General features: G+C 56.9%; 10 protein-coding genes. 5 read left to right on the top strand and 5 right to left on the bottom strand.

Annotation, left to right across the window (positions count from 1 at the left end; translation table 11 throughout):
* Positions 1-49 precede the first annotated feature (49 nt).
* The 5 genes from FDY93_RS11740 to sdhC form a co-directional block, all read right to left on the bottom strand.
* Positions 50-2,875: a 2-oxoglutarate dehydrogenase E1 component gene (locus tag FDY93_RS11740; RefSeq protein WP_138235933.1), complete on the bottom strand. Its 2,826-nt coding sequence runs from the start codon at positions 2,873-2,875 to the stop codon at positions 50-52.
* Between the two features lie 172 nt (positions 2,876-3,047).
* Positions 3,048-3,752 carry a succinate dehydrogenase iron-sulfur subunit gene (locus tag FDY93_RS11735; protein WP_138235932.1) on the bottom strand — a complete coding sequence of 235 codons (705 nt, stop codon included), beginning with the start codon at positions 3,750-3,752 and terminating at the stop codon, positions 3,048-3,050.
* A gap of 18 nt (positions 3,753-3,770) precedes the next feature.
* On the bottom strand, positions 3,771-5,543 hold the full coding sequence (gene sdhA, locus FDY93_RS11730) for a succinate dehydrogenase flavoprotein subunit (protein ID WP_138235931.1): 1,773 nt from the start codon (positions 5,541-5,543) through the stop codon (positions 3,771-3,773).
* Between the two features lie 3 nt (positions 5,544-5,546).
* The gene (gene sdhD / locus FDY93_RS11725; RefSeq protein WP_138235930.1) at positions 5,547-5,915 is read right to left on the bottom strand and encodes a succinate dehydrogenase, hydrophobic membrane anchor protein; all 369 of its coding nucleotides are present in this window, start codon (positions 5,913-5,915) and stop codon (positions 5,547-5,549) included.
* Entirely contained in the window at positions 5,909-6,283 is a 375-nt protein-coding gene (gene sdhC, locus FDY93_RS11720) for a succinate dehydrogenase, cytochrome b556 subunit (protein WP_138235929.1), read from the bottom strand. Before sdhC ends, sdhD begins: the two co-directional genes overlap by 7 nt.
* A gap of 659 nt (positions 6,284-6,942) precedes the next feature.
* Here sdhC and gltA point away from each other — a divergent pair.
* From gltA to FDY93_RS11695, 5 genes are all read left to right on the top strand, one after another.
* Positions 6,943-8,232, top strand: a complete 1,290-nt coding sequence (gene gltA, locus FDY93_RS11715) for a citrate synthase (protein ID WP_138235928.1) — start codon at positions 6,943-6,945, stop codon at positions 8,230-8,232.
* Between the two features lie 288 nt (positions 8,233-8,520).
* Positions 8,521-9,135, top strand: a complete 615-nt coding sequence (locus tag FDY93_RS11710; RefSeq protein ID WP_246068559.1) for a hemerythrin domain-containing protein — start codon at positions 8,521-8,523, stop codon at positions 9,133-9,135.
* Positions 9,136-9,302: 167 nt separating this feature from the next.
* Positions 9,303-11,318, top strand: a complete 2,016-nt coding sequence (locus FDY93_RS11705) for an FAD-dependent oxidoreductase (protein WP_171018969.1) — start codon at positions 9,303-9,305, stop codon at positions 11,316-11,318.
* Entirely contained in the window at positions 11,319-12,662 is a 1,344-nt protein-coding gene (locus tag FDY93_RS11700) for a cytochrome c3 family protein (protein ID WP_138235925.1), read from the top strand.
* A gap of 20 nt (positions 12,663-12,682) precedes the next feature.
* Positions 12,683-13,231, top strand: coding sequence for a Tll0287-like domain-containing protein (locus tag FDY93_RS11695; RefSeq protein ID WP_138235924.1), 549 nt, complete (start codon positions 12,683-12,685; stop codon positions 13,229-13,231).
* The last annotated feature ends 81 nt before the right edge of the window (positions 13,232-13,312 follow it).

The following is a 13,312-nucleotide window of genomic DNA, read 5'->3' as shown; positions in this document are numbered from 1 at the left end:
AAACCTTTTTCATTTTTCGCGGCCCCATGCTCTTCGTTGTACTGCTGCCTTAGTTGACAGTCAGCGCCTCATTGATGAACTTGTTCTGTTCTTCCAGGTGCGTGGACATGTAGCCCGCCGCCGGTGCAGCGGAGGCCGCGCGGCCGACGTATTCCAGCTCCAGCTTCGGGTGCGCCTCTTTCAGCAGGCGGCGCAGGTGGTGCTGACTGGAGTACCAGGCGCCCTGGTTCATCGGTTCTTCCTGACACCAGGCCACACTCTCGATGTTCTTGAATGCGGAAACCGCGGCCAGGAATTCGTCGTCCGGGAACGGGTACAGCTGTTCGATGCGCACGAACGCCACGTCCTCCTGCTCGCGCTCCATGCGCGCTTCCAGCAGATGGTAGTAAACCTTGCCGGAGCACAGGATCAGTCGCTTCACCTTGGCGGCATCGACACCCTGATCCTGGATGACGTTGTGGAATGTGCCGTTGGCCAGCTCGTCCAGGGTCGAGGTCGCGAGCTTGTGACGCAGAATCCACTTCGGGCTCATGATCACCAGCGGGCGGCGCATCGGACGGATTGCCTGACGGCGCAGCAGGTGGAAAATCTGCGCCGGGGTGGTGGCGTTACACACCTGGATGTTGTGCTCGGCACACAGCTGCATGAAGCGCTCGAGACGCGCGGAGGAGTGCTCCGGGCCCTGCCCTTCGTAGCCGTGCGGCAGCAGCATTACCAGACCGCACATACGGCCCCACTTGTGCTCACCAGACGTGATGAACTGGTCAATCACCACCTGCGCGCCGTTGGCGAAGTCGCCGAACTGGGCTTCCCAAACCACCAGGGATTTCGGGGTGGTGGTGGCGTAACCGTACTCGAACGCCAGAACCGCTTCTTCAGACAGCAGCGAATCGTATATGTCGAATCGCGGCTGCCCATCATACATATGCTGCAGTGGAATGTAGGTCTGGCCGTCTTTCTGACTGTGCAGCACCGCGTGGCGGTGGGAGAAGGTACCGCGCCCCACATCCTCACCGGTAAAGCGAATCATGTAGCCCTGTTCCAGCAGTGTGCCGTAGGCCAGGGTTTCCGCCATACCCCAGTTGAGTTCCAGGCCGCCGCCGGCCATTTTGCGGCGGTCTTCGTAAATCTTGGCTACCTGACGCTGCATCACGATGCCATCGGGCACCGTGGTCATGCGGTTGGCTACGTCTTTCAGTTTGGTCAGCGGGAAGCCGGTATCGCCCTCGGCGGTCCATTCGTGGTTCAGGAATGGCGTCCAGTCCACGAACATGGAGGAGTCTGGCTCTTTCACAAGACCTGTGGCCACGTCTTCGCCTCGGTCCAGCTTCTCGCGGTAATCGTTCGCCAGCGCGTCCGCCGCATCCTTGCTGAGGATGCCTTCCGCCACCAGCTTTTCCGCATACAGGGTGCGGGTGGTTTTTTGCTTGCGGATCGCCTGATACATCAGCGGCTGGGTACCGGAGGGATCGTCGGTCTCGTTGTGGCCACGGCGGCGGTAGCAAACGAGATCGATAACGATGTCTTTCTTGAACTCGTAGCGATAGTCCACCGCCAGCAGACCTGCCAGCACCACCGCTTCCGGATCGTCGCCGTTCACGTGCAGCACCGGGGCGTCGATCATCTTCGCCACATCGGTACAGTACTCGGTGGAACGGGCATCTTCGCGCTTGCTGGTGGTGAAGCCCACCTGGTTGTTCAGTACCAGGTGAATGCTGCCGCCGGTGTAGTAGCCGCGGGTCTGGGACATCTGCAGGGTTTCCTGCACCACACCCTGGCCGGCAAACGCCGCGTCACCGTGGATGTTGATCGGCATCACCTTCTCGCCGGTGCTGTCGCCGCGGCGGTCCTGGCGGGCGCGCACGGAGCCAACCACCACCGGGGCACAGATTTCCAGGTGCGAGGGGTTGAAGGCCAGCGCCAGGTGCACTTCCCCACCGGGGGTCATCACGTTGGAGGAGAAACCCTGGTGGTATTTCACGTCGCCGGACGTATCGAGGGTTTTCTTGCCTTCGAACTCTTCGAACAGGTCCGCCGGATTTTTACCCAGAATGTTAACCAGGGTGTTCAGGCGGCCGCGGTGCGCCATGCCGATCACCACTTCCTTCACACCGTAGGTGCCGGAGCGGCGGATCAGGGCGTCCATCAACGGGATCAGGCTCTCGCCACCTTCCACGCCGAAGCGTTTGGTGCCGGGGTATTTGGAGTCCAGGTGGCGCTCGAGGCCTTCTGCGGCGGACAGGCGCTGCAGGATTTCCACGCGGATGTCGTTGCCGAAGCTGGGCTTGGAAAGGCTGCGCTCGAGACGCTGCTGGAACCACTGTTGCTCGTCGAGATTCGACAGGTGCATGATTTCCGCACCGAGGGTTCCACAGTAGGTTTTTTCCAGGCCCTGAACGATCTCGCGCAAGGTCGCTTCGCCGTTGCCGAAGAACAGGTCGCCGGTCTGGAAGGTGGTGTCGAAATCGCCTTCGGTGAGGCCGTGGTAGTTCAGCTGTAGATCCGGCACCTGCTCGCGTGCCATCAGGCCCAGCGGGTCGAGGGTGGCCTTTTTGTGGCCGCGGTGGCGGTAGGAATTGATCAGCTGCAGAACTTTGATCTGCTTGCGCTCGTGCTCGATATTGACAGAGCCGGCGCCAGGGGCGGACAGCGGGCGGGTACGATGCTTCGCCAACAGTTCGAAATGCTGACGAATAGCGGCATGTGAGACATCACCGCCGTTTACTCGTGGCAGACTGTCGAAGTAACTGCGCCATTCTTCCGGTACACCGCTTGGGTCGTGCAGATAGGTCTCGTACAGGTCTTCCACGTATCCGGCGTTACCACCGGAGATGTGCGAAGTCCGCCAGAGCTCCTCCATAGTGCTTTCGTGCATTAATGCCTACCTCAATTGACGACGCGCACCCTTTAAATTCCGCGCCGCTCTTTCCTGTCTTTTCACTCACAAAAGGGGAGGTGCTGATAAGACACCTCCCCTTCTTCGTATAGGCCTGACACCTGCGCTGCTGTCGGCCTAATTGTGATTATTTTTGGTGGGGTAACCCACGCTATACGGCGCGGGTTATCAGCATATTGCGGATATGGCCAATGGCCCGGGTGGGATTCAAACCCTTCGGGCACACATTCACACAATTCTGGATGCCGTGGCAGCGGAATACGCTGAAGGGGTCATCCAGTTTGCCGAGGCGTTCATCGGTGGCGGTATCGCGGCTGTCCGCCAGGAAGCGGTAAGCCTGCAACAGGCCCGCGGGACCGATGAATTTGTCGGGGTTCCACCAGAAAGACGGACACGCAGTGGAACAGCAGGCACAGAGAATACACTCGTACAGGCCATCCAGCTTTTCACGCTCTTCCGGCGACTGCAGACGCTCAATGGCCGGAGCCGGTGTGCTGTTCTGCAGGTAAGGTTCAATCTTCTTGTACTGGGTGTAGAACTGCTCCATGTCCACCACCAGGTCGCGAATGACCGGCAGCCCGGGCAGCGGACGCAGTACCAGCTTGCCCTTGGGGGCCGCCTGGGAGATCGGCATGATACAGGCAAGACCGTTCTTGCCGGAAATGTTCATACCGTCGGAACCACACACGCCCTCACGGCAAGAGCGACGGAATGCCAGTGACGGGTCCTGGGCCTTCAACAGCTCCAGTACGTCCAGCACCATCAGGTCCTTGCCCTGGGTATCCAGCTCGTAATCCTGCATGTAGGGCGCAGAATCGGTTTCCGGGTTGTAACGGTAGATGCTTACTTTCAACATATTCTTTCCGCTCCCGAATTAATAGGTACGCGCTTTCGGCTCGAAAGCGGGCACGGTGTTGGGCGCAAAGTTGACCGCGCGCTTACCCACACGTTTCTCCGCCGGGAAGAACATGGAGTGGCACAGCCAGTTTTCGTCGTCGCGCTCCTGGAAGTCTTCGCGGGCGTGGGCGCCGCGGCTCTCGGTGCGGACTTCCGCAGCGATCGCAGTGGCTTCCGCCACTTCCAGCAGGTTTTGCAGTTCCAGCGCTTCGATACGCGCGGTATTGAACGCGCGGGACTTGTCGTCCAGGCGCACGTTGGCGATACGCTCGCGCAGGCTTTCCAGTTTCTTCACGCCTTCGGCCATGTAGTCGCCGCGACGGAATACACCGAAGTGGTTCTGCATGACGTTCTGCAGCTCGGTGCGCAGATCGGAGGCTTTCTCACCGTTGTTGGTGGTTTCCAGACGATTCAGGCGGGACATCGCCGCTTCGATATCGGAATCGCTCGCTTCGCGGGCCTCGATGCCCTCACGCAGGGCCTTCTCGATGAACAGGCCGGAAGCGCGACCGAACACCACCAGGTCGAGCAGCGAGTTGCCGCCCAGACGGTTGGCACCGTGTACGGAAACACACGCAACCTCACCACAGGCAAAGAGACCGTCGACGATCTGGTCGTTGCCGGAGACATCCTGGGTCAGGGCCTGGCCGTGAATATTGGTCGGGATACCGCCCATCATGTAGTGACAGGTGGGAACAACCGGGATCGGCTCCTTGACCGGGTCCACATGGGCAAAGGTCTTGGCCAGTTCACAGATACCCGGCAGGCGGCTGTGCAGCAGCTCTTCGCCCAGGTGATCCAGTTTCAGGAACACGTGGTCGGCGTTCGGGCCGGCACCGCGGCCGTCGAGGATTTCCAGCACCATGGAACGGGCAACCACGTCGCGGGACGCCAGGTCTTTGGCGTTGGGCGCGTAGCGCTCCATAAAACGCTCGCCGTCCTTGTTGATCAGGTAGCCGCCTTCACCGCGACAACCTTCGGTGACCAGCACACCGGCGCCGGCAATACCGGTGGGGTGGAACTGCCACATTTCAATGTCCTGCACCGGTACACCCGCGCGCAGGGCCATACCCACGCCGTCACCGGTATTGATGTGCGCGTTGGTGGTGGACGCGAAGATACGGCCGGCACCGCCGGTGGCGAATACGGTCGCCTTGGACTTGATGAAGACCACTTCGCCGTCTTCGATACAAATGGCGATCACACCCACAACCACGCCGTCCTGGTTTTTCACCAGGTCCACCGCGAACCACTCGTTCAGGAATACGGTGTTGTGCTTGACGTTGTTCTGATACAGGGTGTGCAGCAGGGCGTGACCGGTACGGTCCGCCGCCGCACAGGTGCGCGCTGCCTGACCGCCGCGACCGTAGTCCTTGGACTGGCCGCCGAACGGACGCTGATAGATACGCCCTTCTTTGGTACGGGAGAACGGCAGACCCATGTGCTCAAGCTCGAACACCGCTTCCGGGCCTACGGAACACATGTACTCAATCGCGTCCTGGTCACCGATGTAGTCGGAGCCCTTGACGGTGTCGTACATGTGCCAGCGCCAATCGTCATTGGGATCGTCACTGGCGATCGCACAGGTGATACCGCCCTGGGCGGAAACCGTGTGCGAACGGGTCGGGAATACTTTGGTGATCACCGCAGTCTTGAAACCGGACTGGGCCATCTGCAGGGCTGCGCGCATACCCGCGCCGCCGCCGCCAACTACGATACCGTCAAAGGTAATTGTTCGCATATTCGACATGTCTTACACACCCCACAGAATTTCAATGCCCCACACCGCATAGAACACGGCAACAGCGCCCAACAGCACCTCCACCAGAATACGCAGCACGGTGGCTTTGCCACCCATCATGCGGTTGGTGAGGTAGTCGGTCACCACGGACCAGAGACCGATCCAGGCGTGAGCGATTGTGGAGATCAGGGCGATCAGGCTGAATACGCGCACCCAGCGCTGCTCAAACAGCGCGGACCAGCTGGCGTAGCCGAAATCTTTGGATAGAAAAATGAAACCCACTATAAAGAGGGTATAAGCCACCAGTACCACGGCACTGACGCGCTGAATGAACCAGTCGTAGAGACCACTGCGACCGAAACCTGTGACTGCCTTTACCATATCAGGACCCCCGCCAGCAGAATGAGTACAACAGAAAGCACGAGTACGATGATGGCGCCGCGGCGACCACCTTCCAGGCTCTCACCAATACCCATATCCATGATCAGGTGACGTACACCGGCGACCAGGTGATAAATGAGCGCAGCGAGGGAAGCCCACAGTACGAGCTTTGCCGGAACACTGGTAAAAAACTCGGCTACTTTCTGGAAACCCTGCTCAGACTCCAGACTGGAATCCAACATGCACAGAAGAAGTGCAACCACAGCGAACAGCACCACACCGGAAATACGGTGCAGAATCGAAACCAACGCTGGTGCAGGGAGATTAATGGTAGAAATGTCTAAATTGACAGGTCTGTTTTTTTTCACAGGAAAAACACCTTGTTGCCCTGAAAGACGGGGCGCCCGTTAAATTCGAGTAGTCCGGGCGAGCTTGCTGATCACTATCCACACAACCTGGCGAGGTCTTGTACAAAGTGGCCTTACCACGGCGCAAGCCGCGCGGATTATAGGCATTCAAATTTCAAAACACAACGAACCGCGGCCCTTGCGGCAGGCTTTATACCAGTAGCATTCCACGCCACACCACAGACCAAGGTATGAATCGCGTATTTCATCCTCCCAGCAGAGGAACCGAATTTACGCGCCAGAACCCCCTCCCCCACAGGCAAATTCCCTGCCACCCGCGCCACAAGCAACAGATCCTGCGGTGCGCCCGCGGGTCAACCGATCCGATTTGGTTTGACAATTTGAGGCGCGGCACTTAAGTTTGGCCGCGCTCAAAAGCCCGCTAGCCCCATATCCGCGTCCGGATGCCGCCAACGAAGGCCCTCCGAGCCCGCAGAATCCGGCACTTCCCGGGTTTTGTCTGTGCACATATAACGCCTGCGATACACCTTCCTATAAAAAGGTGATCACAGATGAGCGCGGAACGCGCCCCTCTCCGGGCCGTAGAATCGCTGAATTATTTCAGTGGTTTGTGTGGAAATTAAAAAAGCTGGCAACAGAATAGTTTTTAGGAGTCCACAATGTCCGACAAGAAAGCTCAACTCACGGTCGACGGTATCGACGCCCAACTCGACCTGCCGGTCTACTCCGGTACCGTCGGCCCCGACGTTGTCGATATCAGCAGCCTGGCAAGCAAAGGTCTGTTCACTTTCGACCCGGGCTTTATGTCCACTGCCTCCTGCGAGTCCAAGATCACTTACATCGATGGCGCCAAGGGTGTACTCCTGCACCGCGGCTACCCCATCGAGCAGCTGGCGGAAAAATCCGATTACCTGGAAACCTGCTATCTGCTGATGAACGGCGAACTGCCTACCGTCGAACAGAAGAAAGAGTACGTCAGCGGCATCATGAACCACACCATGGTGCATGAATCCCTGGTCAACTTCTTCAAGGGCTTCCGCTACGACGCGCACCCGATGGCCATGATGTGTGGTGTGGTCGGCGCCCTCGCCTCTTTCTACCACGACTCCCTCGACATCACCGACCCCGAACACCGCAAAATCTCCGCCGATCGCCTGATTGCCAAGATGCCAACCCTGGCCGCCATGTGCTACAAGCACAGCAAGGGCCAGCCGTTCATGTACCCGGACAACAGCCTCAGCTACTCCGAGAACTTCCTGCACATGATGTTTGGCAACCCCTGTGAGCCGAGCAAGATCGACCCCGTGGTGGCCAAGGCCATGGACGTGATCTTCCTGCTGCACGCGGACCACGAACAGAACGCCTCCACTTCCACCGTCCGCCTCGCGGGCTCCTCCGGTGCCAACCCCTTCGCCTGCATTTCGTCCGGTATTGCCACTCTGTGGGGCCCGGCGCACGGCGGTGCCAACGAAGCGGTACTGAACATGCTGGAAGAGATCGGCGACGAAAGCCGCATCGACGAGTATGTGGCAAAAGCAAAAGACAAGAACGATCCGTTCCGCCTGATGGGCTTCGGCCACCGCGTGTACAAGAACTTCGACCCGCGCTCCCGCGTAATGCAGGGCATCTGTGACGAAGTTCTGGGTGCCATGGGTGCCGAGAACGATCCGCTGCTGCGCATCGCCAAAAAGCTTGAGAAAATCGCCCTGGAAGACGAGTACTTCGTAGAGAAGAAACTCTACCCGAACGTGGACTTCTACTCCGGCATCATCATGAAGGCCATCGGGATCCCCACCGACATGTTCACCGTGATCTTTGCCACCGGCCGTACCGCCGGCTGGATCGCGCACTGGAACGAGATGATCTCCAACCCGTACAAGATCGGTCGCCCGCGCCAGCTGTACACTGGCTACACCGCACGCGACTACGTTGCTCCCCAAGACCGCTAATCCGGCTCTAACGAGAACGTTCAAAGAACCCGGCACATGCCGGGTTTTTTTGTGGCTCTGAAAACTGCTTCCCTTTATATGCCTGTATACCAGTACAGCGCAATGCCCCCCGTCGCGTTGAAAGCAGCCGAAGTGGTACGCTTGTAATTAATTTAAGCGTAAAAAAAACGTAAAACAGGCATTTATTCTACGCTTGCTGCATTTCACGCCCGACAAAACTGTGACAGCATTCTCGCATTGAAAAATTAACTGGACTATATCCCCCAAAAGAAGGTTTATTTCACGCCATTGCGCGGCAGAATCCATAACCTGAACGACAAGCAAAAGAAGCCTCAACAACAACAACAACAACACGAACTCCGTTCCCCAATTAAGGCTCAAATAATGTTTCGCATTTTTTCTGGCAAGTCCCGCACTACGCCCCAGGACAGCAACAGCAGCCCAGGCACAAGTGGTACTCAGGTTCAGGGCCGCACCATCAGCTATGATCCCACTCTCATCATGGCACTGAAGAGTGACCACCATGAACTTATCCGGATTTATCAGCAGATATGGTCCGAAGGGTATGAAAGGCAAGATTTCCGCAAAATCGCCGAGTTACTGAAAGCATTCAAGTCCACATTCCAGGCACACCTTATCAAGGAGAATGTAAGTTTTTACGTTTACCTGGAGCAGTCGCTCACTAATGACTCGCATACTCTGCAGATTGTGAAAGATTTCCGCACAGACATGAACGATATCGCCAACGCCGTAGTTCAGTTCTGCAAGCGTTATTCACGCGATGTTTTCACCAGGGAAATGCTGCTGGATTTCAAACGCGATTACGAAAAGATCGGAGAGGCCCTCACCCGAAGAGTCTCGCTGGAAGAAAGAGAACTCTATACTCTTTACCATCCGTCGTGATCTGTGAATTAACTCCCCGCTGATGATTCCGCTGATAGAAGAGGGCTGTCGAACACTTTTACAAGCTTGACCGTGAAATCATAATAAATACAAAAAATTGGATTTGGTAATGACTCGAGGGATTACCCGCATGGCGGGTGCACAGAGGTACTCGGGAGGCGACATCAGTGACTGAAGCTTTTGAAAAAGAGCGGCCAGGCGCACAGGAACAGGATGCCGCACGAAATACAGAATACCCGATCTACGTTATTGTCGGGGCTGGTCCAGTGGGCGTGCGATGCGCCCAGAAGTTACTGGAACACAGCACCGACACCCAAGTGGTACTGATCGGTGAAGAAGATGAGCCTCCCTATAACCGGGTAAGGCTATCGCAGTATCTATCCAGCGATGCATCGCAGGAAGATCTCGCCAATCCGGTTCAGCAGAAGAAGAACTCCCGTCTCGCTGAGTTCCGCAATCGGCGAATTGTACGTATCGACCGCAAGCGGAAAGTCGTCTACGACGAAGCGGGTACGCCCCAGCCCTATTCCAAACTGATCCTTGCCACTGGTTCCCGCCCGTTGATTCCGGATATCCCGGGCGTCAACCTGCCCAACGTCATTCCCTTCCGCAGCTTCCGCGATGCCCGCCGTCTAACCGAGCTGCGCACACGCAGTAAATCTATTCTCGTAGTCGGCGCTGGGGCTCTGGGCCTGGAGGCAGCCGCCGCACTGAAAACACAAAGCAATCAGGTGACGTTGCTGGCACGCGCTGGCTTGCTCGGCGGCAAGCTAAGCAGTTCATCGGAAAACTATCTGAAGTCTGCGCTGCTCGCCATGCAGGTGGAGCTCAAGTGTGATGTGCATTTAACGCGCCTGACCGGCACATCTCTTCTGGAGAAGGCGGAGCTCTCCAATGGCGAATCACTTGCGGTCGACGCGGTTGTTCTCTGCACAGGGATTACTCCGGAAGTCACCCTGGCAAAAGACTGTGGGCTGGAAACCAGCCGCGGTGTCCAGGTTAACCAGTACATGGAGACCAGCGATCCGGATATCTATGCCATAGGCGAATGCGCGGAGTATGACCATCGCATTTATCAGTTGGTCCGCCCTGGTTTCGAGCAGGCGGAAATCTGCAGCCGTCATATCTGCACTTCCGGCGACACATCCACTACTCCAGGTTACGCGGGAAGCCGCACGGACATAGAGCTGAAGATCGCGCATATTCCCTGTGCTCTGCTTGGGCAGACAGCGCCCGACGCCTGCGGACAGACCACGCTTTACCGGTATGAAAACCGCTTCAAGGGGTTGTGCCGGGAACTGCAGGTGCGCGAGGGTAAATTGGTTGGAGCTACTATAGTCGGGCCGTGGGAAGAGCGACTGCGTATCGGCAAGTCGATCGTTGACGGCGAGAGTATTTCCAGAAGTGCCCTGCAAAAATTCCAGCAACATGGCAATCTGTGGCAAGACCAGGCCACACTGGGAATAAAACAACAACCCGACAGCTACCTTGTCTGCCAATGCAACAGCGTGACAAAAGGTGAAATCTGCAAGTCCATCGCCAATGGCAAGCGCACATTGCACGATCTGGAAGCGGAAACCGGTGCAGGTTCAGTGTGCGGAAGCTGCCGCCCATTTGTCGCTGAACTGCTCGATGTCCCCGCGCCCAATCTTGTTATGCGTCACGCGCGAGGCATTCTGGTGGTCTCTCTGCTGTCGCTGTTATTGATTGCACTGGCCGCACTCGTACCCGCACCGGAAGTCAGCAGAAGTGTTCAGGTCAGCTGGTTCCTGAAAAACATGTGGTACGACAATTTCTGGAAACAGGTAAGTGGCTATTCGCTATTAACACTGTGCCTGCTAACGGCCAGCCTGAGCCTGCGCAAACGCCTGAAAAATCGCGATCTCGGACATCTTGATCACTGGCGTTATGTGCACAGTATCATCGGTTGTCTGGCACTTATGGTGCTCATGATTCACACAGGATTTCGCTTGGGGGAAAACCTGAATCTGGCGCTTATGCTGGTGTTTCTTGCGGCCACCTCCACCGGATCCCTGGTGGGTGTATTCATGGCCAGAAATCATCACTGGACAGACATGAAGCTGCGCGAACACCGAAAGTGGTGGTCACGTATTCATTACGCTTTGCTGTGGGCCCTGCCGGTTCTGCTCTTCTATCATATTTTCGCCGTTTATTACTTCTAGATGAAAAATTATAAATTCAAGTTCTGGCATTACGGGCTGGTCGTGACACTGATCGTGGCCGCACTGATCACCTACAATCTCGAAGCATCAGACAAGTCATTTTTTCTCAGCGGGGAAACCAGCCACGGCCATCACCAGATTGAGTTGGCATGTACCACCTGCCACGGCGACGGCTTTGCCGGCCAGGACTTTATGCAACAGGCCTGCCTTAACTGTCATGCGGAGGAACTGGTACAAGCCAACGACAGCCACCCGCGCAAGAAATTTCTCGACCCCCGCAATGCCGGCCTACTGGCGCACCTCGATGCACGTCTGTGCGTTTCCTGCCATACCGAGCACAAACCGGAGATCACCCACGAAATGGGCGTGACCCTGGCCGGAGATTTTTGCGTGCACTGCCACAGTGACATCGCCGAGGACCGGCCAAGCCACGCAGGCTTCGGCTTTGACACCTGTGCCAGCGCGGGTTGCCACAACTACCACGACAACCGCTTCCTCTATGAGGATTTCCTCGCAGAGCGCATAGATACCCCGGATCTACTGGCGAATGCACAGCTGCCGCTACGCACGCTTGTAATTGAATGGCAGAAAACACATCCCGACAGCAGACCACTCACCGCGCACGATATGGACATGGAAATAGAGTCCGTTGCGCCGGAAACGCTCACAGGCATTCGACATGCCTGGGCGGACAGTACCCATGCTCTTACCAACACCAACTGCAGTAGTTGCCATGTGGACAACCAGACCGAATTCACCAGTGCGGAAATTGTCACAATGTGTGGAGGTTGTCATGCCGAGCAGCGAGAAACGTTCACACAAGGCAAACACGGTCTGAGATTTTCTTCGCAACTGCCGGAGGAGTTCAGGCGTACCGTCGGCGCCATGTCTCCAGTTGCAGCCCAAATTGCCATGCAACCGGCGGCAAGTACCGAACTGAGTTGCACAAGCTGTCATGGTGCGCATGAACTGGACATGCGCTTCGCTGCGGTAGAAGCCTGCCTTGGCTGTCATGATGACGAGCACAGCCGCAATTATCGCGCTTCGGCGCATTTCAAAGCCTGGCAATCCGACGCGGCCGAAGGCGTCAGTTGTGCAGGCTGCCACCTTCCCCGGGAAGAAAACAATGGTCGAATTGCAATAAACCACAATCAGAATCACAACCTGCAGCCCAATGAAAAAATGCTGCCGGTATGCCTCAGTTGCCACGGCGTGGAATTTTCAGTGGCCGTATTGGCGGATGAGCGCCAGTTGAAAAGTAACTTTCGTTCACCAGTATCAAAAGGTCATGACACGTTCAACCTGATCCGTGACCGGATTGCCCGAATAAAAACCAACAAGTAATCCCAACAGGAGGGGAAACCATGCGTATTCGCGCTTTCATCTTGGCTGCAACTGCGGCACTGACCGCTTGCGGAGAACAACAGGGCATCGCGCCACAGCGAATGGCGGATGCCATTTTCGCAGTGATTGAAGCTGACCGTGCCGCCTATACCAACAATGTCGTCAACCGCCTGCAGAATGAAGAAGGGGTGATAAAGGCGGATGAGCACTGGAAAGACACCAAAGCCCTGCCGCTACCGGCGCAGATGCTGCGTATGGGTTCTGAACGAGTCGCGGAACAGGGCGCCGGTTTCAATTACGCACTACTCTCCCAATGGGCTATCAACAGCCAGAATAAGCCGCGCACAGATCTGGAACGCCAGGGACTTGAATTTATCGTGGAGAATCCCGGCAATAATTTCTACGGTACCGAGAAGCTCGGCGATACCGAGTATTTTACCGCGATCTATCCCGACGTGGCGGTGTCCCCAGCCTGCGTCAGCTGTCACAACGAACATGTAGACAGCCCCCGTAAAGATTTCGAGCTGGGTCAGACCATGGGCGGTGTGGTAATCCGTTTCCCGCTGTAGTCCCTGCTGCCAGTTTCGGCACCACAGAGATCTGATGTCCGTCAGCCAAGACAACTGACGGGCATCGGCGCTGTGCAGCAG

It is taken from the genome of Microbulbifer harenosus, assembly GCF_005771435.1.
Lineage (GTDB): Bacteria > Pseudomonadota > Gammaproteobacteria > Pseudomonadales > Cellvibrionaceae > Microbulbifer > Microbulbifer harenosus.
This window is presented reverse-complemented; position numbering and strand designations above follow the sequence as displayed.